This window comes from Paraburkholderia caledonica, from assembly GCF_000383275.1.
Taxonomy (GTDB): domain Bacteria; phylum Pseudomonadota; class Gammaproteobacteria; order Burkholderiales; family Burkholderiaceae; genus Paraburkholderia; species Paraburkholderia caledonica.
Genome location: NZ_KB911041.1, coordinates 1 through 15610, shown reverse-complemented (window position 1 = coordinate 15610; position 15610 = coordinate 1). Strand labels below are relative to the sequence as shown.

The following is a 15610-nucleotide window of genomic DNA, read 5'->3' as shown; positions in this document are numbered from 1 at the left end:
CACGGATGCCTACCCTGTACTTCACCGTTCTGTTCGTCGTCGCCGTCGTGGCGATGGTCGGCACCAAACTCTGGCTCGCGTCGCGGCAAATCCGCTTCGTCGCCGGCCATCGCGAGCAGGTGCCGAGCCAGTTTGCCGGCACTATCGCGCTGAGCGCGCACCAGCGCGCCGCCGACTACACCGTCGAGCGCACGCGTCTCACGATGATCGAGATCGTCGTCGGCGCCGCCGTGCTGATCGGCCTGACACTGCTCGGCGGCGTGCAGGCACTCGATCTGGCGATCACAGACTGGCTCGGCCGCGGCTACGTCGGGCAGATCGCACTGGTCGCGGCCGTGATCGCGATTACCAGCGCGATCGACCTGCCGTTCGATTACTTCCGGCAATTCGTTATCGAGCAACGCTTCGGCTTTAACCGGATGAGCAAGCGCATTTTCATCGTCGACCGGTTGAAGGGCGTCCTGCTAGGTGCCGCGTTCGGTCTGCCGTTGCTGTTCGTCGTACTGTGGCTGATGAACCAGGCGGGCAGTTTCTGGTGGCTGTGGACGTGGATCGTCTGGGTCGTCTTCCAGATGCTCGTGCTGGTGCTGTACCCGTCGTTCATCGCACCGCTTTTCAACAAATTCGAACCGCTCAAGGACGAAGCGCTGAAAAGCCGCATCGAGGCGCTGATGAAACGCTGCGGCTTCGCGGCCAAAGGCCTTTTCGTCATGGACGGCAGCCGCCGCTCCGCGCACGGCAACGCGTATTTCACCGGCTTCGGCGCGGCCAAGCGGATCGTGTTCTTCGACACGCTGCTGGCGCGCCTGTCGGGCAGCGAGATCGAAGCCGTGCTCGCGCACGAACTCGGCCACTTTAAGCGCCGTCACGTGATCAAGCGGATGCTGGTCACGTTCGCGCTCAGCCTCGCCATGCTCGCCTTGCTCGGCTGGCTCACGCAGTCCGTGTGGTTCTACGAAGGGCTGGGCGTGCGGCCGTCGCTAGTCGGCGGTAATAGCGGACTCGCGCTCGTGCTGTTCTTCCTTGCACTGCCTGTGTTCGTGTTCTTTGTGACGCCGCTCGGCAGTCTCACGTCGCGCAAGCACGAGTTCGAGGCCGATGCATTCGCAGCCACGCAAACCCGCGCGCAAGACCTCGTCAACGCCCTCGTCAAGCTGTATGAAGACAATGCGTCCACGCTGACGCCCGATCCGCTCTACACCGCGTTCTATTACTCGCATCCGCCTGCGTCGCAGCGGATCGACCGACTGTTGCGCCACGCATGAGCGGCCGCCCTCAGAAAGCGCCGCGCGCGCCGTCCAGCACGCGCGTAGGCGGCCTCGTGGTGGCCGCGCATGGCCGTCACTATCTGGTCGCGCCCGAAGACGGCGGCCCGATGCTCCAATGCTTCCCACGCGGCAAGCGCAGCGAAGTCGCGGTAGGCGACCGCGTGATCTACGAGCCCACTTCCGCCGACCAGGGCGTGATCGTCGAAATCGGCGAGCGGCGCAATCTGCTCTATCGTTCGGATCAGTACAAGTCGAAGCTGTTCGCCGCGAATCTCGACCAGTTGCTGATCGTGCTCGCGACAGAGCCGCATTTCAGCGAAGACCTGCTCGGCCGGGCGCTCGTCGCAGCGGAAGCCAACGAACTGAAGCCGTTGATCGTGCTGAACAAGATCGACGTGACCGATGCGCTCGAAGGCGCTCGCAAACGGCTGGAGCCGTACCGCGCGCTCGGCTACACGGTGGTGGAAGTGTCGATCAAGGCCCAACCCGAGGCCGCTCGCACCGCGTTGATCGAACATTTGCGCGGTCATTCGACGCTGTTGCTCGGCCAGTCCGGCATGGGCAAGTCCACGCTCGTGAATCTGCTGATTCCGGACGCCGAAGTCGCCACGCGCGAGATCTCGACGGCGCTGAACAGCGGCCGCCATACGACGACGTTCACGCGTCTCTATCCGCTGCCGCACTTCGCCCGCAATGACACAGCGGACAACGCGCACCATACTCGCAGCGTGGATGGCGAAGGCGGCGCACTGATCGACTCGCCGGGCTTCCAGGAATTCGGCCTGCATCATCTGACCGAAGGCCGGCTCGAACGCGCGTTTCCGGAGTTCCGGCCGCTCTTGCCCAATTGCCGCTTCTACAACTGCCATCACCTGCAAGAGCCGGGCTGCGCGATCCTCGAGGCGGTTGCCGACGGCCGTATCCGGCGCGAACGCCATGCGCTGTACGCGCAACTGGTGCACGAAGCCAGTCAGATCGTTCGCTGATATGAGGCTGATGCGCGCGCCGAACCTCATCATCGGACAGCATTGGGTCAATGTGCTGGCTGCGGCCGGCATTCCGTGTGAGTTGCACAACCGCTACCTGAACGGCGCGCTCGGCGATATTCCCGCCGATCAATGCGCGCCTGAGCTATGGCTCGTGGACGATCGCGACGAGGCCGTGGCGCGGCGCTTGATCGATGCGGCGTCGCAAGGTCCAGCGGCCGGTGCGCCGGGCTGGCAGTGCCGCCATTGCGGTGAGAGGCTCGAAGCGCAATTTACCGTGTGCTGGCAGTGCGGTACGGCGCGCGATCCATTGGACGGGTGATTCGCGCCTCCACAGTACGGACATGAGCTGATGCGCTTGATGCGCTTCATGCGATGCTGTTCAGACTGACGCGACGTGGTCGATGCTCGGTCTCAGCGGACCCTAGCTTTCAAAGCGCCCCTGAGCCCGGAGAAGGACGTAAAAAAAGCCGGGGCGACCCGGCTTTTTTTGTTCGCATGCGTGTGCGGTCAAGCGAGCCACACGGCGATTGTCAGCATGAGCAACAGGATCATCCACAACACGACTGCGCGCCACACCAGCCCGACGGCCGACTGCAGCGTGCGCGGCGTGCAATCGTCGCCGACTTGCATGGGACCGCCGTCGCCGGTGGCGAGCGCGTCGAGACTCGACGGCTCTGCGAGCGGCCCGCTCAGACGCGCGCCAAGCGCGCCGCTGCCGGCGGCCAGCAACACGCCGTCATTCGCATCCGGCCACTGACGCGCATGGTTACGCCATGCATAGATCGCGTCTTCGAAATTTCCGACAATCGCAAAGCCCAGCGACGTAAGCCGCGCCGGCACCCAGTCGATCACGAAAAATGCGCGCTGCGCAAAACTTGAAAACGCGATGGTACGGTCGTCGACCGGACGCGCCCACGTGCGCGACAAATATTCGGCGATGCGATACAGCACCGCGCCCGCCGGCCCGACCGGAATCAGGAACCAGAAGAACACGCCGAAAACGTGGCGATGCGACGCGACGACTGCGTGAATCAGCGTATGGCGCACGATTTCGCTGACCGGCATGTCGAGCGTGTCGAGACCGGTCCATTCGTTCAGAATTTCACGGGCGCGCGGCACATCGTCGTTATTGAGCGCGAGATGAATGTCCGTAAAGTAGTGGCTGAACTGGCGAAAGCCCAGCGTGAAGTACAGCACCGCGACGTTCCACAGGAACGCAAGCGCGAAATGGATGTTGTACAGAACGTAGTAGACGAGCGCGACGACGAGCGTCCACGGCACCACTACGACGAGCCACGCAAGAAGGCCGTGCTTGGGCTTGCCTGCATCGAATCCGTGCGCCGCCGACTCCGCGTGGTATTGAAGCAGCGCGGATACTGGATTGTTCGGCGACAGTGCGCGCACCTGTTCAATGATCAGAGCCAGCAATACCGAAAAAAAAGTCATGCGATGCGCCGTGCTTTTCGAGTTTTACGATTGTTTCATAACGATAGCACAGGGTCGGATGCCGCTGAGCGAGGTCGTTGCCAAACATCGGGCGACCGTGCGCGTCACCTCGCCTCAAGCCATTAGAAAGCGATAGAAATTGCGCAGCATGGCGGCCGTCGCGCCCCAGATGAAATAGTGGCTGCCCGTGCCGTCGTCTCTTTCAGCCGCTTCCAATGATGCGCCGCGCGGGTACGGCATCGCGAAGAAACGCCGTTCGCCTCCTTCGTACCGGAACACGCGTTCTTCGTGATGCGCCGGGTTCATCAGAAATGCGAGCGGCACTTCGAATACTTCTGCGACCTCCAGCGCGTCCGCTTTCAATGCGAACGGCGGATGCACGAGGCCGATTACGGGCGTCACGCGGAAACCGGTGCCTGTCAGATAGTCGGGCAGCGCGCCAAGCACTTCGACACGCGACGGCGCCAGGCCGACTTCCTCCTGCGCTTCGCGCAAAGCAGTGGCTGTGGCGTCTGCGTCGAACGGTTCCTGCCGGCCACCAGGGAAGCTGACCTGGCCTGCGTGATCGTTAAGATGGTCGGCACGCTGCGTGAGCAGCACCGTCAGGCCATTTGCGCGGATTACCAGCGGGACCAGTACAGAGGCGACACGCGGATCGCCCTGAGTATTGCGCCACGGCGCCTCGACGATCGGCTCGGGTGTCCAGCAAAGATGCTGCTTGAAACGGCGGCGCAGGCCATCGGGCGTAAGACGCTCCGCGGGCACTGGCGGCAAGTGGGCGCCGGTCGCTTCGACAGGCAACGTTTCAGGTTCAAAGGCGGGGCGGATCAACGGATCTCTCGAGTGAGCGGTAGAGGCGATGCCGCTATTTTGACCTGGCAAACAAAAAAGCACCCGCGAGGGGTGCTTTTTCTTACAGCATTTACGCCTGGGAAGCAGCGCGGTCTTTCGAGACCAGCTTTTCCTTGATTCGAGCCGACTTGCCCGAACGGTCGCGCAGGTAGTACAGCTTCGCGCGACGCACATCGCCACGACGCTTCACGACGATGCTTGCCAGCAGCGGCGAGTATGTCTGGAACGTACGCTCGACGCCTTCGCCCGACGAAATCTTACGGACGATGAACGACGAATTCAGACCACGGTTACGCTTGGCGATCACGACGCCTTCGTAAGCCTGAACACGCTTACGCGTACCTTCAACCACGTTCACGCTGACAATCACCGTATCGCCAGGAGCGAATTCGGGAATGGTCTTTTCGCCGAGGGCGCGCGCAATTTCTTCCTGCTCGAGTTTTGCAATCAGATTCATCACTGACTCCTAAGTCCATCTTGTCGGCGTTCGTACCTGCCTCGCATGAAAATGCCCGGCTACGGCCCCGATAGAGGATGGGTTCACATCAGGCGCCGTACACGCATGTACGGCGCCGCCTGGTGTCCGCTCGAAAGACCGAAGCTTTACGCCTTCGGCTCTTCCTTCGCGAGACTTGCAAGCCATGCCTCGTCGGCACGGCTCAACATCTTGTTTTTTCTAGCCTTGACGATCAGGTCAGGCCGCTTGTGCAACGTGTTTCGCAAGGCCTCGCGCCGACGCCACGCTTCGATCTCCGCGTGATGGCCGCCAAGCAGCACATCGGGCACGCGCACGCCTTGGTATTCCTCGGGCCGCGTGTAGTGCGGACAATCGAGCAGCACGTCGACAAAACTGTCCTGCACCGCCGACTGCGAATCATTGAGCACGCCCGGCAGCTGGCGCACGACCGCATCCATCAAGGCCATGGCGGGCAACTCTCCGCCCGACAGCACGAAGTCGCCAAGACTGACTTCTTCGTCCACAACGCGGTCAAGCAAACGCTGATCGATCGCTTCGTAGCGCCCGCACAGCAGAATCAGCCCCGGCTGCGCGGCGAACTTCATGACACGCTCGTGATTCAACGTGGCGCCTTGCGGCGACATCATCACAACGCGCGGCGCGCCGATGCCCTGCTCCGCCTGCGCCGCCCTGGCTGCGCCAATCGCATCTTCCAGCGGCTTGGCCAGCATGACCATGCCGGGGCCGCCGCCGTATGGGCGATCGTCGATTGTGCGGTAGTTGTCGGTTGTGAAATCACGCGGATTCCACGTTCGCAACCCATAGCGCTCCTGCTTTGCTGCCCGGCTGGTTATACCCCAGTCGGTCAGCGCACGAAACATTTCGGGAAAGAGCGTGACGACATCGAACTGCATCGCTCTCTCCGTTTTAGCGAACTCGATTTGCTGAACTATCAATAATCAGCTTCCCAGTCGACGATGATCTGCTTTGCCGCCTGGTCCACCGTTTTGACGAACACACCGACGAACGGGATCAAACGCTCGGCGGTGACCGGCTTGCCGACTTTGTCGGCTGCCGCATATTCGACGCGCAACACCGAATGCGCACCGTTGTCGATCATGTCTGCCACCTTGCCCAAGTTGACGCCGGCAAGGTTCACCACATCCAGGCCGAGCAGGTCGACCCAGTAGAATTCGTCGGCTTCCAGCGCCGGAAATTCGCTGCGGCTGATATAGACGCGAGAGCCGCGCAGTGACAACGCCGCATCACGGTCAGTGACGCCGCCCAGATGGGCCACCACACTGTCGCTATGCGTTTTCGCCTGCAATGACGGCGCCGACTGACGCTCGCGGCCTTTCATCAGCCACCAGCGCTTTGCACTGAGCAAAGCGTCGCCGCCATGGCCGGCATCCGCGTGAGCAGCTACCTTGACCCAGCCTTTGAGACCGTATGCGTCGACGATTGCGCCGACCTCGACCGCGTCGGCCGGCCAACTCTCCGCCGTTTCCGCGCGCATTGCTGCTGCCTCGGAACCGGCGTTTGCAACATTGGCTTTCGCCTTGCCTTCGGTCCGCTCGACCGGCTTGCGGACGAATGCACCGAATGGCGCCTGACCAGACGTCTTCGCACGTGAGCTCGCACCTTTCGGCGGCTCTTGTGTCGGCTCTTTGGTCTTTACGCGACCTGAACTGCCGGAATCACGCTCGGACATGATTGAGCCTCACAACGAACTTCGACGCCTGCTTCGGCAAAAAATCTTGCGTATCGGACTGCTCATGCGAGTTGCACGAGCCGCCGGGCAAACCGACGACGATCCGCATGCGAGCTACCATTAAGCAGCCGGCTGCGCCTTTTGCGCTTCTTTCACGAGACGCTGGACGGTCGGCGACAGTTGTGCGCCAACGCCTTGCCAGTACGTGAGGCGGTCTTGAGCGATACGCAGGGCTTCGCCCTTCGTAGCGACCGGGTTGTAAAAACCAACGCGCTCGATGAAGCGGCCGTCACGACGGTTACGCGAGTCGGTTGCGACGATGTTGTAGAACGGGCGCTTCTTGGAGCCGCCACGAGCCAAGCGGATGATGACCATACTAGAATCCTTGAAAACCGGGGTTCGGAACGACTGAAACACGCGATTATAGCGGGAAACTGACGCCATAACAAACACTTACCGGGATAAACTGAGCAGCGCGGTTGCGCCGCCCATACAGCGCGGGTGGTCGGCGGCGCCCAGAAGCCCAAACAACCTGACGGAACGCCTTGTGAAATCACTGTCCCGAGCCGCTCTCGTACTCGTCTACTTCGCCCGTCGGACCGCTAACGCCCCGCTCTGTCGCGGTTTTCGCACGGTGGCGGCGGCACTCCTGGCCTCCTTTGCGTGCAATGTGTTTGCCGCGCTGCCTATTGAACGCATCAAGCTGCCGGCCGGTTTTCGCATTGAGGTCTTGTCGGACACTGTACCGAGTGCTCGCGCCATGACGTTGTCGCCGAAGGGCGTTCTATATATAGGCAGTCTCGACGGCCATGTGTACGCGCTCCAGCTGCAGGACGGACGCGCAACCGCGCGCCATGTGGTGGCCTCGGGGCTGGAGACTCCGGTCGGCGTGGCCTGGCACAACGGCGCGCTGTACGTCTCCGCGGTGTCGAAGATTTTACGCTTCGACTCGATTGATACGCGCCTTAATGCGCCGCCCAAACCAGTCGTAGTGACGGACAAACTGCCGGGCGAGACTCATCACGGCGCGAAATTCATTGCTTTCGGGCCGGACGGCAAGCTTTACGTGCCGCAAGGCGCGCCCTGTAACGTCTGCGAGAAAGACCGCGACCGCTACGCGATGATCGGCCGCATGGACGCGGACGGCAATCATTACGAAGTCGTGGCGCGGGGTGTACGCAACACGGTCGGGTTTGCCTGGCATCCGGCGACGCACGAGCTATGGTTCACCGATAACGGTCGCGACCTGCTGGGCGACGACGCACCCGACGACGAACTCAACCGCGCCCCGCGCGTCGGCATGGACTTCGGCTTTCCGTACTGCCACGCCGGCGTCATTCCCGACCCGGAATTCGGCGAGGGTCACCCATGCAGCGCGTATACGCCACCCGTCGCCAAGCTAGGTGCGCACGTTGCCGCGCTCGGCATGCGCTTCTATAGCGGCTCCATGTTTCCGCCCGACTACCGCGCAAACATTTTCATTGCCGAGCACGGTTCCTGGAACCGAAGCAAGAAGTCCGGTTACCGCGTGATGCGCGTCGTCACGGAGCCGGACGGCAGTCATGCGCGTCAGGAAGTGTTCGCCGAAGGATGGCTCCAGCCGGGAGAAACCGTCTGGGGCCGCCCGGCCGATGTCCTGCCGCTGCCCGACGGGTCCCTGCTTATCAGCGACGACTACGCCGGCGCTATCTATCGCGTCACTTACTCTGCGCCTTGAACGCCCGTCTGGCCGCTCCACGTTTCAGTGGGTCAGCAGTCAATCTCGTCCCGCGGTGCGCGACACAGGAACCAGCAAGCCAGACGGCAACATGCCCGCGCCCCCTGAGGCCGTACGCCGCGTGACCGGCCGCACGCGAGCGGCGTAGAATGCGCGACGGTCCGCGGCAACGGTGTGCCCGCTCCATTGACCGCTCCTTCGGCCCGCGTTACTGACCGCCCGTTACTCTGCCCTCGCCTACATGTCCAAGCCAGTTCCGACCTCGACTTACTTTCGATCCAAAACTATCACCGCCGCACTGGCATTTTTCCTGGGCACCCTCGGCGCACATCGCTTTTACCTGTACGGACCGCGCGACCTTTTCGGCTGGGCTCACCTGATCGGCACGCTGATCGGCATTCCAGGCGCGATGTTGCTCGCGGCGAGTGAACGCACTTCAATGCTCGGCTGGGTCCTGGCGTTTCCTGGCGCGGTCTCGCTTCTGGCTGCATTCCTCGCCGCGATCGTCTACGGCCTGCGCCCTGACGAAAAATGGGACAGGCAGTTCAACGCGCACACGCAGCGCACGAGCCGATCTGGCTGGACCGTAATCTTCGTGGTGATCTTTTCGCTGCTGATCGGGGCCTTCCTGTTGATGACCGGCCTCGCCATTTCCTTCCAGACCTACTTCGAAGGGCAAGTTCAGGCGGCCAAAGCGCTTTCGCAATAATCCGGCGCGCCGCGCAATCCGCTAGAACAGATCGAGTTGCGGATTGTCGCGAACTGCCGCCGGAACCCGCTGCGCCTCGTTTCGCCGGAAGTGGGACATATCCAGAATGCCCCGGTCGCGCTGGTTCAGGCCTAAACGGCGCACCGCTTTGTGGAAACGCTGCTTGAGCAGATCGGCCCACAAACCTTCGCCCTTCATGCGGGCAGAAAAAGACGAGTCGTAGTCTTTACCACCGCGCATATCGCGCACGCGCGCCATGACCCGTTCAGCGCGTTCGGGAAAATGCGCAGCGAGCCAGTCTTTGAAAAGCGGTGCCACCTCCCACGGTAAGCGGAGCACGATATAACTCGCATTGCTGGCGCCCGCTTCCGCGCACGCCTCGAGCACGCGCTCCATGTCGGGCTCGGTGACAAACGGAATGACGGGCGCAATGCTCACGCCGACCGGAATGCCGGCCTCGCTCAATGCGCGGATGGTTCGCAGCCGCCGGGAGGGCGTAGCCGCGCGCGGTTCCAGCGTACGAGCGATATCCGCGTCTAGCGTAGTGATCGTGATCGCTGCCATAAACTGGCCCCGAGCCGCCATAGGCGCAAGCAGATCCAGATCGCGCTCGATCAGCGACGACTTCGTGATCGCTGCAAATGGGTGATTCCGCTCGCTAAGCACCTCGACCACGCGACGCGTGAGCCGCCAATCGCGTTCTGCGGGCTGCCAGGCGTCGGTATTCACGCCGAGCGCGATTGGCTCGGGCTCATACGATTTCTTCGAAAGTTCGCGCTCCAGCAATTCAGGCGCATTGACCTTCGCATAGATCCGGCTTTCGAAGTCGAGTCCCGGCGAAAGCCCGAGATAACTGTGCGTGGGCCGCGCGAAACAATAGATACAGCCGTGTTCGCAGCCACGATACGGATTGAGCGACACGCTGAACGGGATATCCGGCGAGCTATTGCGCGTGAGGATGCTCTTCGCCCTTTCCTCGAAAACCTGCGTACGCAGAACCTTCGGTGCTTCCTCTTCGTCCGGGACCCCAAGCCAGCCGTCGTCTACGGCTTCGCGGTGGTCGACTTCGTAGCGTCCCTGCAAGTTCGTTACCGCGCCGCGCCCTTTGCGAGGCGCTGGCGGTGCGATTGGAAACTCGCGGACGGAAGAGACGTGGGATTTGGTCACGGCTAGCAGGAGACTAATAAAAAACGGCGCAAAACACCTGTATAAATATACAGTGTTTACGCCGTTTGTCGAGCCCTGCGGAAAACTAGCGCGTGGCTTCGTCGCCGACGGGAATGGTCAGCGTTTCCTTGATTTCTTCCATCACGACATAGCTTTTCGACTGCACCGCGCCGGGGAGTTGCAGCAGGATGTCGCCCAGCAGCTTGCGGTAGTCGGCCATTTCGCCGATCCGCGCCTTGATCAGATAGTCGAAGTCACCTGACACGAGGTGGCATTCGAGCACTTCGGGGATTTTCTGAACTTCACGCCGAAACTGGTCGAACATGTTGCCGCTTTTGTGGTCCAGCGTGATCTCCACGAATACCAGCAGTGCCGCGCCCAGTTCCGCCGGATTCACGCGCGCGTAGTAGCCGGTAATGACGCCGTCGCGCTCCATGCGCTTGACGCGCTCGATACACGGCGTGACCGACAGTCCGACCTGCTCCGCGAGGTCTTTCATGGCCATGCGACCGTCCTGCTGCAGCAGACGAAGAATCTTGTGATCGAGCTTGTCGAGAGCTCGGACCGGCTGGCGCTGCGTACGCATAGTGTTTCTTCTGAAAATCGCAAAAATACAATAACAAAACCTGCAGGCTCGACCATAGTATAGCGGTTAACACTGGGCGAACCGCGTTACACCTCGTTAATCGCACGAATCCACGAACTAGCGAGCGCACCGCCCCCGAATTTTTGCGAATTTTCCGGAGCAGCTATGCGAGTCGTCGTTTTGGGCAGTGGCGTCGTCGGCGTGACAAGCGCGTATTATCTGGCACGTGCGGGTCATGAAGTGACCGTTATCGATCGGGAAGCCGGCCCGGCGCTCGAAACCAGTTTCGCCAACGCCGGGCAGATCTCGCCCGGTTATGCGTCGCCATGGGCCGCACCGGGCGTGCCGCTGAAAGCCGTCAAGTGGATGTTCCAGAAACACGCACCGCTCGCAATCCGCCTCGACGGCACGCAGTTTCAGCTGCAATGGATGTGGCAAATGCTGCAGAACTGCACCGAGTCGCGCTATGCGGTCAACAAAGGCCGCATGGTCCGTCTTGCCGAATACAGCCGCGATTGCCTGCAGGCGCTGCGCGCCGAGACCGGCATCCAGTACGAAGGCCGCACTGGCGGCACGCTGCAGGTGTTCCGCACGCAGCAGCAATTCGACGGCGCGGCGAAAGACATCGCGGTGCTGCGCGAAGCCAATGTGCCGTACGAACTGCTCTCGGCCGCCGAACTGGCGCAGGCGGAACCGGCGCTCGCCGCCGTCTCCCACAAGCTGACCGGCGGTCTGCGCCTGCCGGGCGACGAAACCGGCGACTGTCAGATGTTCACCACGCGCCTTGCCGCGCTGGCCGAGCAGCTGGGTGTCAAATTCCGCTACAACACGCCGATCGACGCACTCGCCATGGCCGGAGACCGCATTGCCGGCGTGCAATGCGGCAACGAACTGGTGCGCGCCGATTCGTTCGTGGTCGCGCTGGGTTCGTACTCGACGAAATTCCTGTCCGGTCTCGTGAAGATTCCGGTGTATCCGCTGAAGGGCTACTCGATCACGGCGCCGATCGTCAATGAAGCGGCCGCGCCCGTTTCCACGGTGCTGGACGAAACCTACAAGATCGCGATCACCCGCTTCGACAACCGGATTCGCGTGGGCGGCATGGCTGAGATCGTCGGCTTCGACAAGTCGTTGCGCCAGGCGCGCCGCGAAACGCTGGAACTGTGCGTGAACGACCTGTTCCCGGGTGGCGGCGATACGTCGAAGGCGAGCTTCTGGACCGGGCTGCGGCCTATGACGCCGGACGGCACACCGATCGTCGGCCGCACGCCGGTGGCGAATCTGTTCCTGAATACCGGCCACGGCACGCTCGGCTGGACCATGTCGTGCGGTTCCGGCCAATTGCTCGCCGACGTTATCTCGGGCAAGCAGCCTGCCATCAAGGCAGACGATCTGTCGGTACATCGCTATCTCGGCGACACCGGCAGCGCGCATCGTCCGGCTTATGCGCGAAGCGTGACTTCGAGAACTCGCGAGATTTGACGCATACCGCGTCGCCAGCCGGTTCGTGACTGCGCGAAGCGACTCGTCAAAAAACAAACGGCGCCTTTACAAGGCGCCGTTTGCATTTAAAGGGCACTGTCTAATGACAGACCGTGTCAGAACTGGTCCGCCGACAACGCGAGCACGCCCTCGTCGCCCTTCGCGCTGACAATCGACGCTTCGAGCGCGGACGCAAGCGGCAACACATGCTCCGCATAGAATTGCGCGGTCGCGATTTTCGCGCTGTAGAACGCCGGGTCTTCGTCGCGCTTCTGAGCGGCGACGAGCAGTGCGCGCGCCATCTGCCAGCCGCCGAGCACAATCCCGGCGAGCTTCAGATAAGGCACGCTGCCGGCAAATACGGCGTTCGGATCCTCTTTCGTGTTCGCGACGACGAAGTCGATTGCGGCGCTCAACGAGCGCTGCCCGTGCCCCAGATACTTTTTCATCGACTCGAACGCAGGCCCTTGCTGCGCGCCGAGCGATTCGACGGTCTCAGCGACGCCCGCGAGCAGCGACTTTGCAACCTTGCCGCCATCACGCACCGTCTTGCGGCCGATCAGATCGTTTGCCTGAATCGCAGTCGTTCCCTCGTAAATCGGCAGGATGCGGGCATCGCGGTAATACTGCGCGGCGCCCGTCTCCTCGATGAAACCCATGCCGCCGTGCACCTGCACGCCGAGGCTCGTCACGTCGATCGACAGCTCGGTACTCCAGCCCTTCACGATCGGCACGAGAAATTCGTAGATCGCCTGGTGGCTTGCACGCGTCGCTTCGTCCGGATGACGATGCGCGATATCGCAATGCCCTGCCGCGACGTAAGCGAGCGCACGCGATGCTTCCGTGAGCGCGCGCATTGTCGACAGCATGCGACGCACGTCAGGGTGCTGAATGATCGCGACCGGCTGTTTTGCAGAGCCGTCGACGGGACGGCTTTGTACGCGGTCCTTCGCATACGCGACCGCCTTCTGATACGCGCGATCCGACACGCCGACGCCCTGCATGCCCACGGCAAAACGAGCAGCGTTCATCATGATGAACATGTACTCGAGGCCGCGATTTTCCTCGCCGATCAGGTGCCCGATCGCGCCGCCGTGGTCGCCGAATTGCAGTACCGCTGTCGGGCTGGCCTTGATGCCGAGCTTGTGTTCGATCGACACGCAGTGCACGTCGTTACGCTCGCCGAGCGAACCGTCTTCATTGACCAGAAACTTTGGAACGATGAAGAGCGAAATGCCCTTCACGCCTTCAGGCGCGTTCGGCGTCCGTGCCAGCACGAGATGCGCGATGTTCTTCGCCATGTCGTGCTCGCCCCACGTGATGAAAATCTTCGTGCCGAAGAGCTTGAACGAATCGTCGCCTTGCGGCTCTGCGCGCGTGCGCACGAGCGCGAGGTCGGAGCCCGCTTGCGGCTCGGTGAGGTTCATCGTGCCGGTCCATTCGCCGGATACCAGCTTGGGCACATAGGTCTGTTTCTGCGCGTCGGTGCCGGCGGTCAGCAGCGCTTCGATCGCGCCGTCGGTCAGCAACGGACACAACGCGAACGACAGATTCGACGCGTTCAGCATTTCGATGCACGCGGTCGCGATCAGCTTGGGCAAGCCCTGACCTTCATAGTCGACGGGATGCTGCACGCCCTGCCAGCCGCCTTCGCCAAACTGGCGGAACGCTTCCTTGAAGCCCGGCGTCGCGGTGACCACGCCGTCTTTCCAACTGCTCGGATTGCGATCGCCTTCCACATTCAGTGGAGCGAGCACTTCGCCGCATAGTTTCGCCGACTCTTCCAGCACGGCCTGGGCGGTGTCCAGATTCGCGTCCTCGAAGCCTGGCAGCGTCGCGATCTGCTCGAGATCCGCCAGTTCTTTCATCACGAACAGCATGTCCTTGATAGGCGCCGTATAGCTCATTGTGTTCTCCTCCTGCCTTGATGGAAAAAGGGCGCCGGACTTGTTGGTCCCGCGCCCTTTATATGTCGCCTAACGCCTTTGAATGGCTTTTATACGGCGCCCGGACGCTTAGCCGAGTTCGCTGACGAGTTCCGGAACGAGCGTAAACAGATCGCCAACAAGGCCATAATCGGCAACGCTGAAAATCGGCGCTTCCGGGTCCTTGTTGATGGCGACGATCACCTTGCTGTCCTTCATGCCCGCCAGATGCTGGATCGCGCCGGAGATGCCGACCGCCACATACAGTTGCGGCGCGACGATCTTGCCGGTCTGGCCGACCTGATAGTCGTTAGGCACAAAGCCCGCGTCCACTGCTGCACGCGATGCGCCCAGCGCCGCATTCAGCTTGTCGGCCAGCGGCTCGAGAACTTTGGTGTAGTTCTCGCCGTTGCCCAGGCCGCGCCCGCCCGAAACGATGATCTTCGCCGACGTCAGTTCCGGACGATCCAGCTTCGTCACTTCACGGCTGACGAACTGCGAGATGCCCGCGTCCGCGGCTGCTTCGATCTTCTCCACCGTCGCATTGCCGCCTTCGGCTGCAACTGCGTCGAAGCCCGTCGTGCGTACGGTAATGACCTTGATCGGATCGGCCGACTGCACCGTCGCGATGGCGTTGCCCGCATAGATCGGGCGCTCGAATGTGTCGGGGGAATCGACCGCGGTGATATCGCTGATCTGCGCGACGTCGAGTTTCGCTGCGATACGCGGTGCGATGTTCTTGCCGTAGGCGGTGGCCGGCGCGAAGATGTGCGAGTAGTCCTTCGCGATGTTCAGCACCGTTGCTTCGACGTTTTCCGCGAGCCCTTCGGCCAGTTGCGGCGCGTCGGCCAGCAACACTTTGGAAACACCCGCGAGCTTCGCCGCCGCATCCGCTGCAGCCTGCGCATTCTGACCTGCGACCAGCACGTGAATATCGCCGCCGACTTTCTGCGCGGCTGCGATCGTATTCAGCGTTGCGCCCTTGATCGACGTGTTGTCGTGTTCTGCTATTACAAGATTCACCAGATTCGTCATTTCATTCGTCTCCGTGCGCTGCTCACAGCACCTTGGCTTCGGTCTTCAGCTTCTCGACCAGCGTCTTCACATCCGGCACCTTCACACCGGCGGAGCGCCTGGGCGGCTCGACAACCTTCAGCGTTTTCAGACGCGGCGCGACATCCACACCGAGGTCTTCAGGCCTGATCGTTTCGAGCGGCTTTTTCTTCGCCTTCATGATGTTCGGCAGCGTCACATAGCGCGGCTCGTTCAGGCGCAGGTCGGTGGTGACCACTGCGGGCAGC

Annotated in this window: 17 protein-coding genes; 6 read left to right on the top strand and 11 right to left on the bottom strand. The window is 62.0% G+C overall.

Features of this window, described 5'->3' with window-relative positions; genetic code table 11:
* Nucleotides 1-5: 5 nt before the first annotated feature.
* From H281_RS0122145 to H281_RS0122135, 3 genes are read left to right on the top strand one after another with little or no spacing between them, the layout of a single operon-like run.
* Nucleotides 6-1265 (top strand): M48 family metallopeptidase, encoded by a 1260-nt coding sequence (locus H281_RS0122145; RefSeq protein ID WP_020069339.1) that lies wholly within the window; start codon nucleotides 6-8, stop codon nucleotides 1263-1265.
* Complete coding sequence (gene rsgA, locus H281_RS0122140; protein ID WP_020069338.1) at nucleotides 1262-2254, top strand: ribosome small subunit-dependent GTPase A; 993 nt, start codon at nucleotides 1262-1264, stop codon at nucleotides 2252-2254. Before H281_RS0122145 ends, rsgA begins: the two co-directional genes overlap by 4 nt.
* Before the next feature lies 1 nt (nucleotide 2255).
* A complete protein-coding gene (locus H281_RS0122135) occupies nucleotides 2256-2576 on the top strand; it encodes a putative signal transducing protein (protein ID WP_027804843.1) in 321 nt (106 codons plus the stop codon).
* Between the two features lie 188 nt (nucleotides 2577-2764).
* Here the strand turns inward: H281_RS0122135 and H281_RS0122130 are convergent, their stop codons facing one another.
* The 6 genes from H281_RS0122130 to rpsP all read right to left on the bottom strand — a co-directional run bounded on the left by H281_RS0122130 (nucleotide 2765) and on the right by rpsP (nucleotide 7098).
* Complete coding sequence (locus tag H281_RS0122130; protein ID WP_020069336.1) at nucleotides 2765-3703, bottom strand: CobD/CbiB family protein; 939 nt, start codon at nucleotides 3701-3703, stop codon at nucleotides 2765-2767.
* Between the two features lie 114 nt (nucleotides 3704-3817).
* Nucleotides 3818-4534, bottom strand: coding sequence for a CoA pyrophosphatase (locus tag H281_RS0122125; RefSeq protein ID WP_020069335.1), 717 nt, complete (start codon nucleotides 4532-4534; stop codon nucleotides 3818-3820).
* A gap of 91 nt (nucleotides 4535-4625) precedes the next feature.
* Complete coding sequence (rplS, locus tag H281_RS0122120) at nucleotides 4626-5012, bottom strand: 50S ribosomal protein L19 (RefSeq protein ID WP_020069334.1); 387 nt, start codon at nucleotides 5010-5012, stop codon at nucleotides 4626-4628.
* 146 nt (nucleotides 5013-5158) lie between these two features.
* On the bottom strand, nucleotides 5159-5926 hold the full coding sequence (gene trmD / locus H281_RS0122115; RefSeq protein ID WP_020069333.1) for a tRNA (guanosine(37)-N1)-methyltransferase TrmD: 768 nt from the start codon (nucleotides 5924-5926) through the stop codon (nucleotides 5159-5161).
* 38 nt (nucleotides 5927-5964) lie between these two features.
* Complete coding sequence (gene rimM / locus H281_RS0122110) at nucleotides 5965-6723, bottom strand: ribosome maturation factor RimM (RefSeq protein WP_020069332.1); 759 nt, start codon at nucleotides 6721-6723, stop codon at nucleotides 5965-5967.
* Nucleotides 6724-6843: 120 nt separating this feature from the next.
* Nucleotides 6844-7098 carry a 30S ribosomal protein S16 gene (gene rpsP, locus H281_RS0122100; protein ID WP_006400702.1) on the bottom strand — a complete coding sequence of 85 codons (255 nt, stop codon included), beginning with the start codon at nucleotides 7096-7098 and terminating at the stop codon, nucleotides 6844-6846.
* A 259-nt stretch (nucleotides 7099-7357) separates the two neighbouring features.
* Here rpsP and H281_RS0122095 point away from each other — a divergent pair, with 259 nt between their 5' ends.
* Together H281_RS0122095 and H281_RS0122090 are read left to right on the top strand one after the other, a co-directional pair.
* Complete coding sequence (locus H281_RS0122095; RefSeq protein ID WP_241077904.1) at nucleotides 7358-8440, top strand: PQQ-dependent sugar dehydrogenase; 1083 nt, start codon at nucleotides 7358-7360, stop codon at nucleotides 8438-8440.
* A 241-nt stretch (nucleotides 8441-8681) separates the two neighbouring features.
* Nucleotides 8682-9149, top strand: coding sequence for an NINE protein (locus H281_RS0122090; RefSeq protein WP_020069329.1), 468 nt, complete (start codon nucleotides 8682-8684; stop codon nucleotides 9147-9149).
* Nucleotides 9150-9170: 21 nt separating this feature from the next.
* Here the strand turns inward: H281_RS0122090 and H281_RS0122085 are convergent, their stop codons facing one another.
* Nucleotides 9171-10316, bottom strand: coding sequence for a PA0069 family radical SAM protein (locus H281_RS0122085; protein ID WP_027804842.1), 1146 nt, complete (start codon nucleotides 10314-10316; stop codon nucleotides 9171-9173).
* An 85-nt stretch (nucleotides 10317-10401) separates the two neighbouring features.
* Nucleotides 10402-10902, bottom strand: coding sequence for an Lrp/AsnC ligand binding domain-containing protein (locus H281_RS0122080; RefSeq protein ID WP_013340120.1), 501 nt, complete (start codon nucleotides 10900-10902; stop codon nucleotides 10402-10404).
* A gap of 165 nt (nucleotides 10903-11067) precedes the next feature.
* Here H281_RS0122080 and H281_RS0122075 point away from each other — a divergent pair, with 165 nt between their 5' ends.
* Complete coding sequence (locus H281_RS0122075; protein ID WP_020069327.1) at nucleotides 11068-12384, top strand: D-amino acid dehydrogenase; 1317 nt, start codon at nucleotides 11068-11070, stop codon at nucleotides 12382-12384.
* Nucleotides 12385-12500: 116 nt separating this feature from the next.
* Here the strand turns inward: H281_RS0122075 and H281_RS0122070 are convergent, their stop codons facing one another.
* From H281_RS0122070 to H281_RS0122060, 3 genes are all read right to left on the bottom strand, one after another.
* Nucleotides 12501-14291 carry an acyl-CoA dehydrogenase gene (locus tag H281_RS0122070; protein WP_020069326.1) on the bottom strand — a complete coding sequence of 597 codons (1791 nt, stop codon included), beginning with the start codon at nucleotides 14289-14291 and terminating at the stop codon, nucleotides 12501-12503.
* Between the two features lie 108 nt (nucleotides 14292-14399).
* Nucleotides 14400-15335 (bottom strand): electron transfer flavoprotein subunit alpha/FixB family protein, encoded by a 936-nt coding sequence (locus tag H281_RS0122065; RefSeq protein ID WP_027804841.1) that lies wholly within the window; start codon nucleotides 15333-15335, stop codon nucleotides 14400-14402.
* 31 nt (nucleotides 15336-15366) lie between these two features.
* A partial coding sequence (locus tag H281_RS0122060) for an electron transfer flavoprotein subunit beta/FixA family protein (protein WP_027804840.1) occupies nucleotides 15367-15610 on the bottom strand: 244 nt, incomplete at its 5' end.

Coding starts and splice junctions, on each gene's coding strand:
- H281_RS0122075 (WP_020069327.1), top strand. CDS start 11,068: ATGCGAGTCGTCGTTTTGGGCAGTGGCGTCGTCGGCGTGACAAGCGCG.
- rimM (WP_020069332.1), bottom strand. CDS start 6,723: ATGTCCGAGCGTGATTCCGGCAGTTCAGGTCGCGTAAAGACCAAAGAG.
- H281_RS0122080 (WP_013340120.1), bottom strand. CDS start 10,902: ATGCGTACGCAGCGCCAGCCGGTCCGAGCTCTCGACAAGCTCGATCAC.
- H281_RS0122145 (WP_020069339.1), top strand. CDS start 6: ATGCCTACCCTGTACTTCACCGTTCTGTTCGTCGTCGCCGTCGTGGCG.
- H281_RS0122090 (WP_020069329.1), top strand. CDS start 8,682: ATGTCCAAGCCAGTTCCGACCTCGACTTACTTTCGATCCAAAACTATC.
- rpsP (WP_006400702.1), bottom strand. CDS start 7,098: ATGGTCATCATCCGCTTGGCTCGTGGCGGCTCCAAGAAGCGCCCGTTC.
- H281_RS0122135 (WP_027804843.1), top strand. CDS start 2,256: ATGAGGCTGATGCGCGCGCCGAACCTCATCATCGGACAGCATTGGGTC.
- rplS (WP_020069334.1), bottom strand. CDS start 5,012: ATGAATCTGATTGCAAAACTCGAGCAGGAAGAAATTGCGCGCGCCCTC.
- rsgA (WP_020069338.1), top strand. CDS start 1,262: ATGAGCGGCCGCCCTCAGAAAGCGCCGCGCGCGCCGTCCAGCACGCGC.
- H281_RS0122130 (WP_020069336.1), bottom strand. CDS start 3,703: ATGACTTTTTTTTCGGTATTGCTGGCTCTGATCATTGAACAGGTGCGC.
- H281_RS0122070 (WP_020069326.1), bottom strand. CDS start 14,291: ATGAGCTATACGGCGCCTATCAAGGACATGCTGTTCGTGATGAAAGAA.
- trmD (WP_020069333.1), bottom strand. CDS start 5,926: ATGCAGTTCGATGTCGTCACGCTCTTTCCCGAAATGTTTCGTGCGCTG.